Below are 20,604 nucleotides of genomic sequence, written 5' to 3'. Positions count from 1 at the left end.
CTTTTCATAATTTATTAGTTACAACCCAAGAGTTATAGTTATTCTTTTAATCAGATTCGTTACAAATCCATAAAATATCAAAATACTAAATACAGATTCTTAATCAGTCGCATTGATCTTGGCAGCTACGCGCTGGAGCTCTCTTACATGCTCTGCGGAGTGCTGCTCGGCGTCATTAATATTAGGATGATAGGTTGTGACTATCTCCTGTACGATATTCCTTATATTGGCAGATTCTGCCTTGGATGCATGATTGAGTTTCTCAAGATCTTCAAAGAACCTGCTCTCATCTACGTCAATAGGCTTACCGATATGGATCATCTTGTTGGCTGTATCCTGAAGTCCCTCTTCATCCATAAGCATCTCTTCGTAGAGCTTCTCGCCCGGGCGAAGGCCAGTGAACTCGATCTTGATATCTTCTCCTACCTTAAATCCGGAGAGCTTTATAAGGTTCTCCGCAAGATCCAGTATCCTTACAGGTTCTCCCATATCAAGGACGAATATCTCACCGCCCTTGGCATAAGCTCCTGCCTGAAGGACAAGTGATACAGCTTCAGGTATTGTCATAAAGTATCTGATGATGTTAGGGTCAGTAACTGTTACAGGTCCTCCTGCTGCTATCTGCTTCTTAAAAAGAGGTATAACACTACCATTAGATCCAAGTACATTACCAAATCTTACTGCAACAAATTCTGTATCATAATGCCTGTTGAAGGTCTGTATGATCATCTCGCAGATACGCTTACTTGCACCCATTATGTTAGTAGGATTAACAGCCTTATCTGTGGATATCATTACGAACTTCTCACAGCCATTCTGGGCTGCTGCCATAGCAGTCTTGAAAGTACCAAATACATTGTTCTTGATAGCTTCGTTAGGGCTATCCTCCATAAGCGGCACATGCTTGTGAGCTGCCGCATGGTATACGATCTGAGGTCTGTAATGTTCGAATATCCAGTTGACTCTGTTGGTATTACGAACAGATGCTATAAGTACCTGAAGATCAAGCTGCGGGTATTTTTTCTTAAGTTCCTGCTGGATGTCATAAGCGTTGTTCTCATATATATCAATTATGATAAGCTGTTTGGGGTCATGCCCTGCGATCTGCCTGCAAAGCTCACTTCCTATAGATCCACCGCCGCCGGTTACGCATACTACCTTGCCCTTCACGTATCCAAGGATAGAGTCTATGTCAACTGTAACAGGATCTCTTCCAAGGAGGTCTTCGATCTCAACATTGTGAAGTCTTGATACATTAACATCACCATTAACAAGCTGGTATACACCGGGAAGGGTTTTGAGTTCGCAGTTAGTCTCTTTACATATATCAAGAATCTTACTGATCTCTTTCCTGGGAGCTGAAGGAATTGCAAGTATGATCTGATCTATCTCAAAAAGGTCTGCACATTCCTTGATCTTATCTCTTCCGCCAACAACGCGGACTCCCTGAATGTATCTGCCCCATTTATTGGGATCATCATCTATGATGCACTTAACCTGCATTGTAAGATATAAGCTGTTTACAATCTCTTTGATGATAACATTAGCAGCTTCTCCTGCGCCTATAACCATAACAGAGGCTGCATCATGGCTCTTCTCGCGCTTATGTTTCTGGGTTCTGATGAATCTGTACGAGAACCTACTTACAAAGATAAATGTAATCAGAAGGATGGTATACAAAAAGTAATAACTCTGCGGAACAGGCTGTTTCTCAATTTTGAAGAACTGTAGTCCTATAGCGTCAACAACGCCTGAGCAAACACAGGCTACCACAAGGTTCTGAAGCTCAGTCTCACCTGCAAAGGCCCATAAGCTGTCATACAGCCTGAATACAGCAAAAATGATTATAGTGATGATAACATTGATGGCAAGAAACTCATTAATAGGCGTCATGAAATGATCAGGTACGTTCGTTATATGGAAATCGTACCTGACTAGAACTGCCAGATAACTGGCAACTATGATACTTATGATATCGTATATTATAAGGACCAGTCGTCTATAAAATTTAGCAGCATTAAATCCGGTCTGTTTCTTATTATCACCCATGAGTCTTAACCTCAATATAATTTAGTAGTTGCTTAATGTTTGTAATGATCTGTGATCACTATCACTAATGATCAATCAGTTTTTCTTTCCTTAAACATTATAACAGGAAGTAGCAGCATAAGAGCTACAGTCATAGGATTACAGAGCTGGAAGTTCCATTCTGTAAGTCCTGCAATTGCAAATCCTGTGATCACAGCAAAAGGCACTGCCGAAGCAAATGACCTTTGGTTTCTGAAATAGTATACACCACTAAAGGCTATACCTGCCACTATTACAAATACAAACAGGATGCCTACAGGTATTCCGTGATCATACGCAACCTGTATATAAACGTTATGGGCATGAGCCAAAAGCTCACCATCTTCTGCAACAGCGCCCATCTCATCATGGCCTGTAAGATTCAGTTCTTTAATATAAGCCTTCCAGATATCGATTCGGCCATTACTGTAATCATCTACTGATCCATCTTCAGAAGTCTGCTCTTCCTCTCCTTCTGATGCCACTTCCTCTTCACCTTCTGTAGATGACTCATCATAATATGTATCGCTTCCTTCATTATCAGAATCTTCCAATACTTCTGTATCAGCGGCTTCTGCAATATACAATCCATCAATACCAGATGCAACAAGTCTGTCAGATCTGTCTGCATCTTCTAATATATCCCGGCAATAGTCTGCCGCACCTTCCTGACATCCAACTTCAGCACCATTTAAAAGATTGCCATCCTCATCATACAGATAATTACCATTATCATCATAGTTATAAGGATCATCTACGAAGTTATACTCTGTAGCACTAACTCCAAGGATCTTCTGTCTGAACAAAGAATAGAAACGTTCTATGGACATATACTTATAATCATTAAGGTCACTACCTCCCCTTGCACTGGGAGCCGCATCTTCCACCTCGAAGAAATAAGGATGACCTACCATAACAGGGATGATCCTCTGAAAAGTAAATGTCATAGGAAAAGCTATGATTACAGCTACTATACATGCAGCAATTCCTCTTACCAGCGTCTTAACAGCATCCTTGCCTGCTCTTATAGTAACCATAACAATAAGGACCATTATCGTAACGATAGCTGCAAGATACCCCGTTCTTGAAAGGGTAAATATCATATATGCAGATATCACTCCGAATAAAAGCATCTCTTTGAATACATATGAAACAAAATCTTTAAATCTACTGATCTTAGATCCCGAAGACACCTTGGCCAGAAGAAGCGCAGCTGCCATAACCTGCATTATAGTCAGATACTCTGCTGTTACAGTAACAGTGTGGAACTGCATAGAATATCTTCCCATAACAAAACCTGTGAAATATCTAAACAGCAGGCAATAACCTATAGTATAGATTATATTCAGGATAAGTCCACCTGTTGCTATTGTATTCCAATGAGCACTCCTGTCAGCGATATTCATGCGGATATACATCACAGCAAATACAAGTGCCAGAACTACTCCCCACCATCTTGTATTTCTAAGGACTATAAGACATACAAAAAATACTATTACAAACACTCCATACAGCGTGATTGAAGCAGATGATCTAGAAGCCTTCTTAGTAACAACTTTAAGCAAGTATCTGACATAATCCGCTATTAAGATAACACTTACGATCACTATAGCTATACTAAGCTTAAGAATCAGGTTATGAAGATCATACTCTTTCTCAGTAACAGGGAGCTGATTTTTATGATAATAATAAAATCCGGCAGCTACTCCGGCTACAGATAGAACTATATTCTGGATACTTATAAGCTCTTTTCTTGACTGAAACAATACCGTGATCAATAACAGACATAAAACCAGCTGACGTTCTGATATGCTGTGATATATATCATAGAGGTCATTCATATACTGAGACGCATATACAAAAGTCAGAGCAATCAGAATCATCTGTCCAAAAGACATGATCTTGTCAAATAATGACATCTCCCCAAAAAGGCTTCTTCCATTAGTCTTTGATCCGGCAACACCTTTTGTAGAGTATTTTCCCAAAGCTACTGATATACTGTCATTTCTTTTGTGATTAATAGCATAAAGTGCTGTTATAAATGCCAATAAAAGTCCAAGTTCATAGAAAAAGATATCACTTGCTCTGTTATCAAAAAGTCTAAGCGGAAATACCATAGTCGCAAGAGATATATAAGCTATGACAGCAACCGGGTTAAGTACATACTGACATACCCTACCCACAGTTATATACTTATTGGCAGCATCCCTGCACAGAGTTCTGGTAACACATACAAGAGCACATCCTATCATAAATACCATGACCATAAGTGTAAGGCTCATGACCTTGGACATCGGAACACTGTAATTATATCTGGCAAGAAGATGACTTCCCTCTACTACAGAGTCCTGATAATAGAATGAACCTATAGCAGGATTGGTGCTTCCTTCAATACTCTCAGTACCCAGCACATATGTAGCATGCCATACTGTGAACATAACCCTATAATTGCCGCCAACTTCCAGATCCAGTCCAAGAGGAATATCAACATATCCCGGAAGCTGCTCTTCTCCAAGATCTATTGTCTCTTCATACATGACTCTCCATTTGTCAACATCCCAAAATGAAATGTGCATGTAGCGACCTTTGGTAAGTTCGTTTACATAAACTGATATAGAATCAATCCTGTCATACTGAGCTATAAAATCCTGAATAGCATCATGAGTAGAGTCAACTCCCTGTGTATAGCCATTTTCAAAGCCACCGCCTACTTCTGTACGGACATCATTCCATATCCTTAATGGGAAAATGGATATAATAACTGCGAAAGTAACCAGCGCAATAACAAATGCAAATGCATGAAATTTCTTGACTTCTCTATTCATTACAGTCCTCTTTTGTAAAGTTAATAATACCCCTATATCAAATGCCTTAATTGAACTAAATACCTATTATGGCGCAGGTATGATAATACCTTTTCGCCTGTATCCATATTAGCATTTACTTTCAGCAATAGATGAATATATATGTCCGAAAAATACCGGAAGTAGCGGGGTTATATACCACAATATGAGCATATATCTTATTAGTGCCACAGGTCCCAGCATAAGAGTAAGCCATGTAAGGAATACCGGCATAAGCGGAAGACATACCATTAGCTTTCTCTTAGTAATCGTATAGAAGGCAAAATACATCCAAACCCAGAAATAAAAGCCCATAGAAAAAAGAAGTGATACTATAGGAGTCTTCTGCTGGAATGGTGTAAGTGACATTTTGTAATAAAGCTTGTCAATAAAACCAAAGGCAATTGTATGCCTCTCTCCCGGCGGCTCAACCTCATATTCGAAGTAGCTACTGTCTTCATATGTAAAATGAGGCATCTGATGTCCCCTGTATGGATTGATCACTGCAAATGGATACCAGTAAGGGTAGCAGGTAAGAAACCATGCATTAATATAGGTCATAGGGTGGCTTACCATCATCTTGGCCCACAGTTTCCAGTATGCGCCTGAATTCTCATCATACTCTGCATTGTCAAAAAAAGACTTCATATAATCCGCAGCACGGATTTCATAAGTTCCAAGTGCTCTCTCACTTAGAAATGATAAGAGTACCTCTTTGTCCTCTTCTGAGAAATCTTCAGGCGTATAGCGCCATGTCCTTGCAAGCTGCATGATCGAAACTGTGATCATCTCCTGATGCTCACTTGAATCAGCATTAAGAGCTGCAGTAAGCCCGTTTTCTATAACAACCGATAATATCACTGGGATGATAAAAAGTATCAGAACTTTCTTGTAATACTTCCTTAAAGCAAATACTCCAAAAGGAATAAAAACTATATATGCATAAAAACCATTATGACGAAGAAGACTCATCATCATAGCTGATAATATCAAAAGAAATATATGCCTTTTTAACTTAAAGAAATTCTCAGTATCACTAAGGAGCTTCATAAGCTCTATTACCAGTAAAAGAAGGAATGTAGAAAAAAGTCCATCCTTGGTAGAGCACAGCGTATACATAACAATCGTAGGAAAAAGCCCAAAGAAAAGAACTGCAATAGTTCTATATACCTTCTTACCTCTATAATTGATATTGCCTGAAGCCTTATCCACACTTTTAATGGCAATGTTCTTCCTAAGAAAAGTAAGTGCATATGCAAATACACCTGTCATGAAGAGCATCTGCATAGTCAGATGAAAGCATATGCCAATGTTCCACGATCCTGTTAATTTATGTCCAAGAGCTATATTGCCGCCAAGAATAAGGACATGTACCAAAGGATGATGGGTAGAAAAAGTCCTTGTAAGAACCTGATTGAGCTCATCCTGAGCATCATAACAAAAAAATCCCGGGAACTCCGCGAGCATAACAGGAATCTGGAGTACTATAAGAATCCCCCATATTGTAAGCCAGTATTTCTTGTCAGATGCCATATCAAAATATGAAAAGAAAGCAGAAATCTTTGACTTAGATCCTGCTCTTTGAGACTCTTTGTCTGGCATATTATCTGACAAGATATCTGTTATACTGCCATTATCTATTTTCTGTTTGCTTGTTATGCCTCTTCTCTTATCATAGATACGATCCAGATACTTCCAGCCAAAAGGAGCCAGTGTACCTACTATAAGAGACAATCCTATAAAAACAAGGATTCCAGATATAGAAGAAAGAGTCAGATGATCATAAGTTTCAAGCTGATAACCTGTGACCATTGCAGCGCTAAATAATATACCAAAAATATATCCATAGATTTTGTTTCTAATCATTAATTATCCTTTTCACCCTTAGTTTCTTCGCCTATTACATCTCTAACAACATACTGAGGATCGTCATTAAGAGATATATAAGATCTGCCTATATACTCACCTGCAAGTCCGACCATGAGCATTAGCATACCGCCCATAAATACCATTACAGACATAAGAGCACTAAAACCAAGAGGGAGTATATCAAGTTGATCTCCAAGAACTAACTTCTTAATAATAGTAAAAATGCCATATAAAAAGCCCACACAAGCGAATATACTTCCGGAAAGTGTCGCCACTCTAAGAGGAACTATAGAAAATGCAGTAAAACCATTCATCCAAAGCTTTATAAGTTTACTAAATGTATATCCGCTACTTCCAATTTCTCTTGCTCTATGATTGACATCAACATTGACTATATTCCTGGTAGTACGAAGAACCAGTCCGATAACATAAGGATATGATCCCTTATATCTGCACATCTCATCTACAACAAATCTTCTTGCTGCAAAATAGCTTGATACATACAGTTCCTTAGGCTTACCTATCATCACATGAGCCATCCACTCATTCATAGCGCTGCCAAAGTTTCTGAATATGGAATGCTTCTTGTGTTCATATCGTGCATATACTGCATCAGCTCCAGCCTCTATGGCATCAATAAGTTTGTATGCTTCATTGGCCGGAGTCTGTCCATCATCATCAAGGCATATCACTATGTCACCTTTAGATCTGCGAAGTCCTGCCATAAGAGCCGCATGCTGTCCGAAGTTTTTAGCAAAGTTAATACCTATAAGCTTTTTATGTACAGTACTAAGTTTCTTAATTGTCTGCCATGTATTATCAGGAGATCCATCATTAATGCATATGATCTCATAATCATATCCGGAGATCTTATTCATAGATTCTTCAATCTCAGATATAACATTCCCCAGTGTATTTTCTGATCTATAACATGGAATTATATAACTAATCACTTTATCCATAATTATTGTCTCTTTTCTAAAATAGTGAGGCATGCGTCAAAAGCCCCTTTGACACATGATTACTACAGGATTATTCTGTTTCTTCCGAAATCTTCATTATTTTAAATCCCCCAACAACATCCACTTCATTGGGTACGATCTTAATGCCCTTATCATTATAATATGCTACCAACCAGTCCGTCGAATACTCGCTACTTATCACGAGATAGGAATTATCAGTCAGAAGTGAAGACTGAATATCCTTATATCCGAATGCATCAAGCTTCTCTACCTGCAAAGGGCTCTTACAAGCCCAGCCACCTAGTATATCATAATTATCAATCCCATTATCAACATATGTAAACATCTTCTCAGAATATGAAACAGATGAATATACATCTATCCAATAAAAGTTTTGCGAATGCTCATCCATATAATCATATAGTGCTTCATAAGATGAGTTAACTATACTCCTTTGCCTGGCTTCCTCTTTAGATACGTTCACTGTGTTTGGAATATAAACAAGTGTCAGCACTATAAGTAGTAATAATCCACCTCTTGTATATAACTTCCTATCTTCAAGAGACATTGTCCTTACTACGATTCCCAGAAGCAGCATTATTTCAGCGAACATAAGTCCATGAGTAACTCTGATAGGATCTCTTTCACCAACTAGTATATACATCCATAATAATGATCTTAATATAAATAATACTGCTAGATATAATACCGTAATAATCCCTGATTTTTTCTTTGAAACAGCTGCAAAGATAATGATCATATACAATATGAGTATTATGAAGTTCCAAGGAGCATCAGTCTGGGGATATTCAAAGCCTTCCTGAAATCCCAAATGATGAAGTCTGTATATATACTTAGAAAGGGCTGTCCTAATCCGCTGCGTCATCGGAGTTTCTTCTTTTATAGATCTTGCGTAAGCCGCTATCTCTCCCATAACCCTGGAATCAATCTCTTCATCAAGTCCAAAATTATAGTTAAATAAGAGTTCAACCTCTGCTTCATCAAGGCCTATAGAATCATAAAACTCTTCATTGCCCTCATACTCAGGGATTGTCTGATAATCATAAAGCTCTGTTCTTGCATCAAATAACCGTCTAAACTCAGGCCATCCCCCAAAACTATAGGCTGCAATATCTATTCCCTTACATACCACCAGCCCCAGAAAAAGTACAATAGCCCATTGTACATATATCGTTCTTGTCTTTTTCTTATCGCCATCTTCAAGATCACGGATAAATCTATCCCCCCAAGCCATACCGGCAATAGGAAGCATCAATAGAAGCATCTCCGATCGGACAAGAAATGATAGCCATATTATCAGGCATACAAGAATCCTATTCTTTAATCCTTTGCCTGTAATAACCAGAAAGGCTGCAATTCCTGCCATCATAGCTACTGTAAATGTATACTGCACATATACAAAGTGTCCCATGATACATCCAATAGATAGTACAACTTCGAAGACAATCGCCACCAGTCTGCACATTTTATTATCTATAACATCAAGCGTTCTACGAAATAACAGAAACATGCAGCCATATTGACACAGGCATAAAAAGATGCCGTATACATCAGCATGTCTGAAAAGTCTGTATAGCAAACTGATCAAAGCACTGATAGGATACAGCATCTGTATATTATGTGCGGAAGGAGTCCCTGTATAGCTTCCGCTAAGAAGGTCCTTCATCAGCACATCATCATTAAGATCAAAATAGTAATCAAATAACGCTGCAATCTGCAGCATTATTACCGCAGTGATTCCAGCTGCTATGCATATATTTAAAAGAGTCCTCTTTTTACTGCTTTGCAACCTTTATCCTCCACCTGATCACTGAGTCATAATTTAAACTCAAGTCCCTACCCACGGGACTATATAATACTATTTTCATTGTACATTTTTATAAGCCTTCTTTCATAAGATCACTTATTAAGACTGCTTATTTGTTAAGATCAATAAGATCATCAGCTGAACTTATAGTACTGCTTTACTCTGTTAACAACTTCATCGATTTCATCATTGCGAAGCTTATAATACATAGGAAGACGGAGAAGTCTTTCGCTTTCTTTTGTAGTATAAACGTCCTCACCATGGAATCTTGTATATTTAAGACCTGCCTTTGATGAGTGAAGTGGTACATAGTGAGAAGCAGGAAGTATGCAATTACTCTTAAGAAACTCGATAAGGCCCTGTCTTTCTTCAAGATCTTTACACTTGATATAGAACATATGAGCATTGTGTACGCAGCCTTCAGGAACTACGGGAAGCTCGATAAGACCTTTTTCGCCAAGTGGTCTTAATGCTTCATAATATCTGTTCCAGTGATCCATACGAGCATCATTGATCTCATCTGCCATCTGAAGCTGTGCATACAGATATGCAGCATTCATATCACTAGGAAGGAAGGATGATCCTGGCTCAATCCAGGAATACTTATCAACCTTGCCAAGCTTATAAAGTGTACGATTAGTACCCTTCTCACGGATGATGATAGCGTCATCTACATAAGTGTCATCACGAAGAAGAAGTGCTCCGCCTTCACCCATACTGTAGTTCTTGGTTTCATGGAATGAATAGTTACCAAAATCTCCGATAGAGCCAAGGGCTTTACCTTTGTAAGAAGACATAACGCCCTGAGCTGCATCTTCTATAACGATGAGGTTATGGCGCTTAGCTATATCCATGATAGTATCCATCTCACAAGATACACCTGCATAGTGTACAGGTACGATAGCTCTTGTCTTAGGAGTTATAGCAGCTTCAATCTTGGTCTCATCAATATTCATAGTATCAGGTCTGATATCTACAAATACAACAGTAGCTCCGCGAAGTACAAATGCGTTAGCTGTAGATACGAATGTATAAGACGGCATGATAACTTCATCGCCTTCTTTGATATTACAAAGGATTGCTGCCATCTCTGTAGCATGTGTGCAGGATGTTGTAAGAAGCGCTTTAGTAACTCCTGTCTTCTTCTCAATCCACTCATTATCTCTTGCTGTGAATTCACCATCGCCGCATATCTTCTGATTATCAACGCATACGCGGATATAATCCATTTCTTTACCTGTAAAAGGTGGAATGTTAAAAGGAATAAAATTATCGTTCATAAGCTTTTCTCCCTAAGAGGCTGGCAATCTTATTATATAGTCTCTTAATTTGCTGTCTACTGACATCCGTCAGTTATTTAGAATAGATCATTACTTTCTGTGTACTAGGACAATGCGCTTTTAGCTTTATACAGTAGTCTGTTCGTACAATATCTACTACCAAACATTAATGTATTTTATTTCTCTTTAAATACAAACAGCTTACTGATAACATAATTCAGCACAATTACTACAAATGTAGCCGCAAGCTTTACAGGCATCTGAGCAAAGCCAAGAAGTGTTATAAAGATAAACAAAAGCACATCTTCAACTACAAGAGTAAAAAGTCTTCCTAATGTGAAGGATGCTGCCTGCTTTACAAAATCTCTGGTATTATCAACCTTGCCATCAAATACCCAGGTTCTGTTGGTAAAAAACTGAAATGCAACGCATATGATCCAGTCAATAGTGTTGTTAACAAGCTCATTAAGATGCATAACACTATACATGAACCAATACAGGAAGATACTTAAAAAGAAAGCAAGTCCTCCAAAAAAGAGGTACAAAAGCCCTTCCTTATGCTTTTTATAAAACGGTTCAAATATATTCAGAACAGGAAGCGACATGATCCTGTCAAAAATATCCTTCTTTTCTTCTAAAGCCACCATAAATTCTCCTAACTATTATATTGCGATTCTTTGCAAAAAAGATGAAGACTCAATCACACGGCACATAGACAATATAATTTTCGTCCTCAAAGACTATATTATAATCGTTTGACGCAATATAGTCCAATAATATATCAATCTTACTTAAAACCGAAGGGCTGTCCTGATATTCTGTCATCATATCAGCATCTGTAATGATAACAGGTCTTGCTGAAATATTCATTAAAGCATCATCAAATATATCAACGGTATTACTTTCAAGAGTAGGCCATGTCGTATAAATAGCCGGCTTCATATCAAACGCATATGAAAGTCCGGGGGATTCTCCAAACTGCAGAAGTTCATGATCAAAAAGGTCATTGTCTTTAAAGACTTTATATAACTTTTCAATCTCAGCTGCATTATCGCTTGTAGTATATAGGCCTTCGAGCTTGTCTACAGATGTCACCTTGCTATCTCTTGGCCTGCCATCTGCTCCATCCACAAAAGAATATCCCGCCTTGAACAAGGTTCCTTGTATTATAACTACAAGTACTATCATAACGCACATATACTTCCATGGAAAATGCACTGCGCATTCAAGATCAAACTTATCTCTGGCTTCCTGTGTCCTTAGCCCCGTTCTAGGCATATGAACAGATGTAGCTCTTCTTGCAACGCGCCTTAACTGGGCAAGTGTAATAGGCGCTACAAGGAAGAGGTTGTTAACTATGGGGAATGTATAGTTATCGCTTCCAAAGGGGGTTATCACTATCACCATAAGAGATAGAAAGGCCATGATCCTCTCCCCCTGCGTCCCGGGCATTATTACAACCAGATCAGTTCTTTCTGCAAAAGCAGAAAGAATATCAAGTATATCAAGAACCAGACTTAATACTATAAACATCATAGCAGCCTGAAACATAGAATCATAATACCAGTAATTGGTCGTAAATACCCCGTTAGAGAAATAGAACTTCACAAGTACCAGTATCCCTGCAAGATAGATGATCTTAGCTATATTAAGGATCCTGATACCGGCCGTCCTCTTACTGATCAGATAAAAAAGTATAACCCCGACTACTACACATGGAATCATGACCGCCATCTTGGAAGCTGTGGTCCTGTAAGCGCTGAGAGTTAAAAGAGTTGTAGCTGCCATGCTGTGAGAATTACCGGAATCACCGGACACAGAAGAAAGCCACTTAAGCATTGATGCATAGGCTGAAGGTCCATACATGAAGATCGCGATCATAAGAGGGATCACAGCACCTGAAATATATCCCACTACGCACACAGCTGTTCTATGGATAAGGGTCTGGATCTTCTCTTTATTAACATAGACAGCAAAAAAGAGGATCAGGATAAAAGAAGCTTCCAGCACATTCGGAAGTCTGACAAGTACGTTGCATCCAAGGAAGACTCCTGCCAGAAACAGACGTATATCCTGCTTTCTGCCTTCAAAAGTCATGATGCCATCCAGAAGAAACAAAAGTCCTAAAGTCATAAAAAGGTATGTCATGTAATTATATAAGATCACATAAGGACACCAGCTAAGGCTTATAGCTATCCATTCACCGATAAAGACCATCCACCCCGGGATTATGGTCTTAATAGCATAGTATACGATAAGCGCCATCACAGATACAAAAAGCGTAGTATATATCTTCATCCCAAGCATTGTACCTGCGCCCGGGAGATATGTCATAAGGTGACCCACAAGACTTGGAATAAATATAGACAGCTTCCAGTTGGTATCCATAGCATCGAAGAACTGGTAGTTACCGAGGCTGTATGTCACATCGCTTAAATCTATCCCCTGATTCACTGCCACAAAAGGATACAGAAAAAGAAGCACCGGAAATATAACAAGTTCTGATATGGTCTGAAATTTTTTTAGTCTTTTTTTAAAAAAAGAAAATATACTCATCTATCAATCAGCTCCCATAATCCTTAAACATCTTCAGATATGCGCTTCCTGCCTTTATTCCTTACATATACCATGAATATTATCAAAACAAGTAGTGACACTATAGAGACAATGCAACCTGCCAAAAGCCCTGAAGTATGATATCTAAGCTCTATCGTATGATCACCGGCCGAAACAGGAACTGCCATATACATTACATCTGCCTGTACAAGATCTGTCTCTACTCCATCTACATAAGCCGTCCATCCCTTTGTATATGGAATACTAAGAAGGACAAGGCTATCTTCTGATAGAGATACATTACCAGTAACAGTATCTGTAGCATGAGCTTCCTGGCTTAGATGAAGGTCAAGATCTGTCATAGGCTCAGAAAGGTGCTCCATCATCTTCGCAGCAGCCATGTCCATAGGCTGACATACAATACTGATATTGTCGAAAGAGTATGTTGCATCTGCAGGAAGTGTAAGCCTTATAGAGTACGAAGCATCAGCCCTCATACCCATATTGATGATAAAATCATGCCAGTTACTATAGAACTGGCTAAGAGGGGTCTGATACATAAGTGTCTTGGTTATATAAGGCTCTCCCTGTGCATCAGAATCATAGAAGCCTTCAAATGTAAGAAGAAATCTTGCGTTCTCATCATCCTTGCATACAAGATCTTTGATGCAAAGATAGGTCTCACAGTTAGGCATTCCCTGGAAATTGAAGGTTACAGTACCTCCATCTACAGTACTTAAAAAAGCACTATCAGTCACTGTCACACCGTCACTTACACTTATAGTATAAGGAATATCTATCTGAGTATATTCCGGTTCACAGGCATCATACCCCATAGCTGCAAGCTTGTCAGCTGCCTCATCTGATACTACAACGCCCTGAGCTATCATCTCCTGGCGCTCAGCAAGGCTTGCATTCATAAAATCCGACTCATTAATGTAGCCTGTATAATTCATGCCTATAGATAATGGCATGACGTTTGAAAACACCTTGTAGTTAGTAACAGTGCTCCACGGGATCTCGCCTTCAGGAACATCATAGCGCTGTGTAAATCCAAAAGGTACGAACTGTGTCTGAGCTTCATCGTAAGCTGAAATCGTATAATATCTTACATTTGCAAGTGTATTAAGTATGAACCTCTCATCAAGCCCCTGATAACCAAATGTGAACTGTTCCTTGACTCCAAGAAGTGTCAGGAAATTGGAAATATTCCCATTAGCAAGGCTAAAGTAAAAATCCGTTGATGATACTCCGTCAAGGATTCCGCCATTCCATACAAGATCATATCCTGAATATCTGTACAGCGAATCCGAAACAGAATCAAGACTTGCAGCTTTCTCAACAGCAAGGACCTCATTGTTCATGATCTGAGTTTCATATTCCTGCGCATTCATCTTGTCCATAAAATCCTGCGAGAAATTGCCTTTTGATCCTTCATATCCGTAATAGATATTATAAACGACAGAAGTCACAGTAAGGGCCATTGCAACGATTCCTACTATAACCCTGAACACATTTTTTCTCTTAATATAGGCCTTTTTTGAATTACTCCTGACTATAGAATTAACAAGAACTACAAGAGCGAAAATAATAAGTATTTTTATAGAAACTCTTGCGTTATCTCTTGGATTTATGTCTTCACCGTTAAGAAGATGAAGTCCTTTTAAAAGGCAGGCATAGCCGAAACATAATAGCGCAAATACTAAGGATCTTATAGCAGAAAGAGACATGATCTCTTCAAATAAAGCTACAAGTATATAGCATCCCAGCATGACTACTGCGAAGGTCCATCTGTTGATCATATAAGAAAAGCCGTTGAGCCCCCATCCACATACAGGCAGTATAAGTCCCATAGCTGTAAGAACAGTTACAACTTTAAGTCTCTTATGACCCTTAACGCAGAATAAGAGAATGATAGCTGCTATAACAGGTGATGACAGACCCACCTGAGTATCATACATAGGATGATCAACAAATGTTATAAGATTTCTAAGAAGCCTTACATAATATCTTGGCTCATATAATGTATATACTGCAAAATCCAGTCCTGATCTTGGATTCTGGACAAAAGAAATGACGATAGGAAGGAACATTACTGCAGCAAGGCCTATTCCAAGAAGGGTATACGGCGCAAAGGGAAGTATACCAAATATATATGATTTTATACCTGATACTACTAAATTCTTATTTCCTTTAGACTCATAATCTTTAGAGTTATGTTTATTATCTTCAGATTTATACTTATCATCTTTAGATTTATGCTTATCATCTTCAGATTCTATACATGTATAGCGTGAATATTCCGAGATATTCCAGTTTTTAAAGCCTCTGACAATGATATACAGAGCAGTAAATATCATCATCATGTAGAAGAAATAGAAGTTACTGACACCTCCCAGAAAAACAGCTATTATATAAAGCAAGGGCCTTTTTTCACAAAAGATCTTCTCTACTCCAAGAAGGATAAGCGGGAATATAACAAGCGGGATAATGAAATAAGGATGCCAGCGACCAAGATATAAAGTCACTTCGCTAAAGTCATAAGCAATTGCAGCACCGATCATCACAGGCAGACTGATCCCGCCTCTTACCATACTAGTGTTTTGATCATATCTATCATGTGAAAGCTTGTAATAACAATACAGCGCAAAAAACAGTCCTCCAAGATAAGGTCTTAGAAGAAGCAGGAAGTGATAGAGGTATATTATATTGCCCCTTGAGAAAAAAACTGACAGGAGTGTAAGAGGATCACCTATACAATAGTAAGACAAAGTCGTTATAATATCAGCACCATAGCCGATTCCAAATGTCCACGTCTTAAGACCTTCTCCATGAAGAAGGCTTACTATACTATCTCTAAGCCACTGGGAATAATAGGTGAGAGCCTTGATATGCTGATACCAGCCATCATAATGATATACCATGCTCTTGTTCTGAGCGTTGAAATAGTAATATATAAGGGCTGTTATCGCCAGATATATAACTGTATAGATTATAAAAAAAGTCCAATATTTTTAAGCGAAGTCTTCTTTTTCATATACTGATCCTGTTAGTTTGATTTATAGTATTTTGGCTTTTCACTGATCTGACCGTATTATAAGGTGTATTGGGAGTTATTTTACTTACGTCGCATTTGCCATGACTAAGCCTTATTTTTCCTTATCAACAGCAAGCTCCGCATCAATTATCCCAAACCATTTAAACAGCCTGGTTCCTGATAATACTCTTCTTACAAATTCAAATATCTGGCTTCTTATAAAATCAACAAATATGCAGCATACAAAGAGTATCAGCACGCATCTTATCATATGAAATACCATTCCCAAAGCTGACGGAGAAGCCTCTCCCACGATTCCAAGGCCTGACAGCCATGTCACCCATCTATCCCTGATCTCAATATGCTCATGCAATAGATATACCCCAAAGCTAAACGGCGCAAGGACTCTGGCTGCCTTGGTAAAAGCATTCTCAGAAACTTTCATATATCTGAACATGGAAAAAAGTCCCAGCGCCCCAGTAAGGCACAGGATGAAATTATAATGAGCAGGAACTGTTGCAAAATAAGTGAATCTGCCAGATGTCAGGTTAATGCGGTGGAATACCATAGATATCGCAAAGTTGCCAAGACCTGATACTATGAACAAAAGCGCACTTGTTCCAAATCCTGTAAGGATCCTGACATTATATTTTCTGATATATGCAGCTATAAGATAGAGGCATATGTACCAGTCAAGGTTATAGCCAAACATATCCGTAGGGAATATCACAGGGACTATACTCTTGATAATGCAAAACCATACAAGAAGCCCTATTATCGTATACTTGATCTGCTTCCTTGTCATATAGAGTACGCCCTTATTAAGGACAGGTGCGATCACGTACAGTAGGATATATGCTGTTGCAAAAGAATAATGCTCAGATGATATAGGAAAAAGGTACTGGGTGGTCTTATAGATCCTGTCTGTTTCTGCTACGCTCGCAGTACCTGCTATCTGCATTACAATAGTTACAAGGATAGTATAAAAATAAACCTGAGCCAGCAGCTGCAAGATTCTTGTAAGCTTAAAAGCCGACTTTGAAAGAAAGTATCCGCTTATAAGTACCCACACATTAACTGCAACTATACAAAACGATTCGATAAACTGCCCTGTGATCTGTCTTGAAGACGGAGATACGCCAACTTCCAGAAGGTTACCGGTCTGACTTAGATAATGCAGTATCAGAACCATTATTATGGCTATAACTCTTAAGATTTCAAAATTAGCCTTCCTCTTTTTGTACTCCATAACTCTCTCCCTACAAGCTAATGATCCCATCAGCGCTCTCTACTTGCCTTGCCGTCTTCGATCCTATATACCATATCGCACTTTTCAATAGTCTGAAGTCTGTGCGCGATGATAATAAGTGTCTTCCTACCATGAAGCGAATTAATTGAATCCATGATAGCCTTCTCTGTCTCGCCATCAAGAGCTGAAGTTGCTTCATCAAGAACCAGAACTTCAGGATCTTCAAACAGAGCTCTTGCAATACCTATCCTCTGGCGCTGACCACCGGATAGCCTTATACCTCTTTCGCCGATCTGCGTATCAAGGCCTTCCGGAAGGCTTCTTACATACTCATCAAGGCTGGCCTCTTTAAGAGCCTGCCATACCTTGGCATCATCTATATCTTCGTCCTTAATACCGAATGCGACATTCTTCCTTATCGTAGAATCGATCATGAAGATAGTCTGAGGGATATAGCCTATATTCTTAAGCCATCCCTGATAGTTGTCACGAACATTGACACCATCTGCAAGTACGCTTCCACCTTCAATATTAAGAAGTCCCAGCATTACATCAACTATAGTTGTCTTGCCGGCTCCTGATGAACCAACGATACCTACTGACTTTCCAACAGGTATTGTCATATCTGCGCCGTTTAATACATAGCTTTCAGCATTCGGATAACGATACTTGATATCCTTGAGTTCGATCACGTTCTTAACCGGCATCTTGACTGCATCTCTTGCCCTTGTATAAGCAGTAGGATCGTACCTTACGCTCGTATCATGAATCTCAGTCTGGAGGTTATTGTATACATTATCTATAAAGGGTTCAAAATATGCGATCGAAGTCTGATAGTTATTAATGCGGTTAGCGCTTGGAAGGAGCCTGCTGCCTGCCATAGCAAGAACTGCAAGTGTACCTATAAGATCAGTACCTTCTACCCCTCTTTGCATCACAACGAGGATATATCCTATCATTCCACTTATGGCAACTGTCTCGATAAGGAGTCTTGGAGTTGCAGTAAAGAGGTTATATCTCTGTACAGCCTTGACATATCCGTTACCACAAGCTGAGTATTCATCGATAAAATAGCCTTCCTTGGATGCTATCTTGATCTCCTTTATTCCCATTACTGATTCTGATATCCATTTGAAAAGACCACTGTAGAAATTCTGGTTCTCTTCACCGGATTTTTTCATAACAGGTTTGATAAATACTTTGATGACAATAAGCGTAACTACAAGGATTGATGCTATGAAGATAGTCATAACAGCATCCTGTACAAAGAGCAGTACCACAAGGCAGACAAATACGATAGCTTCGCTTATAAGCTGCAGCACATTAAGGATAAGACCGTACATATTGATAACATCTGATGTGATCATACGCTGGATCACAGAAGTATCAGCATTGAGATAATATTCATAGGGACGATTTATAAAATTCACCATCATCCTTTGGGATGTTGCAAACTGGTTGGTGAATACGAACCTTAACTGAACCTTGTTCAGGAAAAAGAGGAATATGTTCTTAAAAACAAATACCAAAATAAGAAGCATCAGTATCGCCGAAGTAAACTGGATTGGATTTTCAAAACCAAGTCCATGATATACAAGGCTTAAATACTTCTTTTTCTCAATGGCAGTCTCATCCATAACTACAGTGATAACCGGCGCTATTAGCGATATGCCGACCGATTCCAATATACCGCCTATGAGCATCATAAGTACTATTCCTACCATCTGGCGCTTTTGCTTTGCAGACAAAATAGCCATCAGCTCTTTATAAATCTTACGCATTACTAAACCTCTTCCTTAAGTTTCTGTAAAACCACAATAATCTATAATATATGAAAAAACAAAAATGCGATCTCATCTGCATATGGATGAGCTTTTTCTCCTCAGCATTTATACGCTTTTCATAATACACATTCTTCTCAAAGCTTGGGAACGTGCGCTTCATCTCACTGCCAAGTTTCCTTGTAAAATTATAACATCCCTTAACATGCTGCTGCCTTGGCATAGCAGAAAAGAGCGTATTGATATAAAAAAGCACAGTGTACTGGAACTCAATCTCAGCACGATAATCTTCTATATAACCTTCCTTGATAGCCTCCATAAGGAGCATGCGTCCTGCAGTCATGCGGTCTTCAAGGTTCTTTTTGGAAATCGTATGAACTGTAGAATTGTCATGCTGATAATAATAATACAGCGGCTCTTCTATATATTCAAAATGAGTAGCACGAAGTATCCAGGAATTAGATACAGCATTGTCCTCATAGAAGATATCTTCCGGGAAAATATGCAGTCTGTAAGGTTCCTCAACTTCTCTTCCATCCCGCACCTTAACGGGAGGTTTTGAGGGCTTCATGCCTTTTGGTATTATTATATCTCTTTTATATATTTTAACTACAAGGCTTCCTGTATCAAGTATGAGCCTTTTATACCTGTCCCTGTCAAGGATGCCGGTCTGGTCCTTGGTATTATTATGAACTATCTGTCCTATCTTGAAACTGTGCTCATCTGTAAGATGATAATCACAGCCTACCATGTCAGCGCCTGTTTCCTTGGCTTTATTTAGAAGTCTTTCATAAAAATCCGGAGTAACCCAGTCGTCAGCATCTATAAATCCTATCCAGTCTCCCTTGGCTATAGCAAGACCTATGTTCTTGGCTCCGCCCTGGTGGTGATTGACGGGAGAATGGATGGCATGGAAATATGATGGGGCCTTTTGTTCATACTCCTGCATGATCTTGAAGGAATCGTCAGTTGATGAGTCATCGACTGCGATTATCTCATACTGATCCTTTGGCAGTGTCTGACTGACAAGGCTGTCCAGGCACCATTTCAGTTTATCGTCTGCGGCCTGATTATACACAGGCACGATTATGCTCAGTTTCAAGGGGTTCCTCCTAAAATGTTGTGGGCAAGT

At 39.0% G+C, this 20,604-nt stretch carries 12 protein-coding genes; all 12 read right to left on the bottom strand.

Going from position 1 to position 20,604, the window contains the following annotated elements:
• Positions 1 to 99: 99 nt before the first annotated feature.
• Positions 100 to 2,049 carry a polysaccharide biosynthesis protein gene (locus I7804_RS04975; protein WP_248405236.1) on the bottom strand — a complete coding sequence of 650 codons (1,950 nt, stop codon included), beginning with the start codon at positions 2,047 to 2,049 and terminating at the stop codon, positions 100 to 102.
• Positions 2,050 to 2,120: 71 nt separating this feature from the next.
• Entirely contained in the window at positions 2,121 to 4,892 is a 2,772-nt protein-coding gene (locus I7804_RS04970; protein ID WP_248405234.1) for an O-antigen ligase family protein, read from the bottom strand.
• Positions 4,893 to 5,000: 108 nt separating this feature from the next.
• Positions 5,001 to 6,776, bottom strand: a complete 1,776-nt coding sequence (locus I7804_RS04965) for a DUF6020 family protein (RefSeq protein WP_248405233.1) — start codon at positions 6,774 to 6,776, stop codon at positions 5,001 to 5,003.
• A complete protein-coding gene (locus I7804_RS04960) occupies positions 6,776 to 7,741 on the bottom strand; it encodes a glycosyltransferase family 2 protein (RefSeq protein WP_248405231.1) in 966 nt (321 codons plus the stop codon). Before I7804_RS04960 ends, I7804_RS04965 begins: the two co-directional genes overlap by 1 nt.
• A gap of 70 nt (positions 7,742 to 7,811) precedes the next feature.
• A complete protein-coding gene (locus I7804_RS04955) occupies positions 7,812 to 9,551 on the bottom strand; it encodes a hypothetical protein (RefSeq protein ID WP_248405229.1) in 1,740 nt (579 codons plus the stop codon).
• Positions 9,552 to 9,703: 152 nt separating this feature from the next.
• Entirely contained in the window at positions 9,704 to 10,849 is a 1,146-nt protein-coding gene (rffA, locus tag I7804_RS04950) for a dTDP-4-amino-4,6-dideoxygalactose transaminase (RefSeq protein ID WP_248405228.1), read from the bottom strand.
• Positions 10,850 to 11,025: 176 nt separating this feature from the next.
• A complete protein-coding gene (locus I7804_RS04945; protein WP_248405226.1) occupies positions 11,026 to 11,496 on the bottom strand; it encodes a GtrA family protein in 471 nt (156 codons plus the stop codon).
• Positions 11,497 to 11,545: 49 nt separating this feature from the next.
• Entirely contained in the window at positions 11,546 to 13,405 is a 1,860-nt protein-coding gene (locus I7804_RS04940; protein ID WP_248405224.1) for a hypothetical protein, read from the bottom strand.
• Positions 13,406 to 13,428: 23 nt separating this feature from the next.
• A complete protein-coding gene (locus I7804_RS04935) occupies positions 13,429 to 16,374 on the bottom strand; it encodes a YfhO family protein (RefSeq protein ID WP_282570518.1) in 2,946 nt (981 codons plus the stop codon).
• A 180-nt stretch (positions 16,375 to 16,554) separates the two neighbouring features.
• Positions 16,555 to 17,691, bottom strand: coding sequence for an acyltransferase (locus I7804_RS04930; RefSeq protein WP_248405222.1), 1,137 nt, complete (start codon positions 17,689 to 17,691; stop codon positions 16,555 to 16,557).
• Between the two features lie 29 nt (positions 17,692 to 17,720).
• Positions 17,721 to 19,472: an ABC transporter ATP-binding protein gene (locus I7804_RS04925; protein ID WP_248405221.1), complete on the bottom strand. Its 1,752-nt coding sequence runs from the start codon at positions 19,470 to 19,472 to the stop codon at positions 17,721 to 17,723.
• Positions 19,465 to 20,574 (bottom strand): glycosyltransferase family 2 protein, encoded by a 1,110-nt coding sequence (locus tag I7804_RS04920; protein WP_248405220.1) that lies wholly within the window; start codon positions 20,572 to 20,574, stop codon positions 19,465 to 19,467. The genes I7804_RS04925 and I7804_RS04920 overlap by 8 nt, the downstream gene beginning before the upstream one ends.
• Between the last annotated feature and the right edge of the window lie 30 nt (positions 20,575 to 20,604).

It is taken from the genome of Butyrivibrio fibrisolvens, assembly GCF_023206215.1.
Classification (GTDB): Bacteria; Bacillota; Clostridia; order Lachnospirales; family Lachnospiraceae; genus Butyrivibrio; species Butyrivibrio fibrisolvens_C.
The sequence above is the reverse complement of the archived record's forward strand: the minus strand, read 5'-3'. Positions and strand labels throughout refer to the sequence as shown.

Bases quoted from the DNA above. Each gene is read 5' to 3' on its own strand.
- I7804_RS04930 (WP_248405222.1), bottom strand. From the start codon at position 17,691: ATGGAGTACAAAAAGAGGAAGGCTAATTTTGAAATCTTAAGAGTTATA.
- rffA (WP_248405228.1), bottom strand. From the start codon at position 10,849: ATGAACGATAATTTTATTCCTTTTAACATTCCACCTTTTACAGGTAAA.
- I7804_RS04940 (WP_248405224.1), bottom strand. From the start codon at position 13,405: ATGAGTATATTTTCTTTTTTTAAAAAAAGACTAAAAAAATTTCAGACC.
- I7804_RS04960 (WP_248405231.1), bottom strand. From the start codon at position 7,741: ATGGATAAAGTGATTAGTTATATAATTCCATGTTATAGATCAGAAAAT.
- I7804_RS04975 (WP_248405236.1), bottom strand. From the start codon at position 2,049: ATGGGTGATAATAAGAAACAGACCGGATTTAATGCTGCTAAATTTTAT.
- I7804_RS04925 (WP_248405221.1), bottom strand. From the start codon at position 19,472: ATGCGTAAGATTTATAAAGAGCTGATGGCTATTTTGTCTGCAAAGCAA.
- I7804_RS04945 (WP_248405226.1), bottom strand. From the start codon at position 11,496: ATGGTGGCTTTAGAAGAAAAGAAGGATATTTTTGACAGGATCATGTCG.
- I7804_RS04970 (WP_248405234.1), bottom strand. From the start codon at position 4,892: ATGAATAGAGAAGTCAAGAAATTTCATGCATTTGCATTTGTTATTGCG.
- I7804_RS04965 (WP_248405233.1), bottom strand. From the start codon at position 6,776: ATGATTAGAAACAAAATCTATGGATATATTTTTGGTATATTATTTAGC.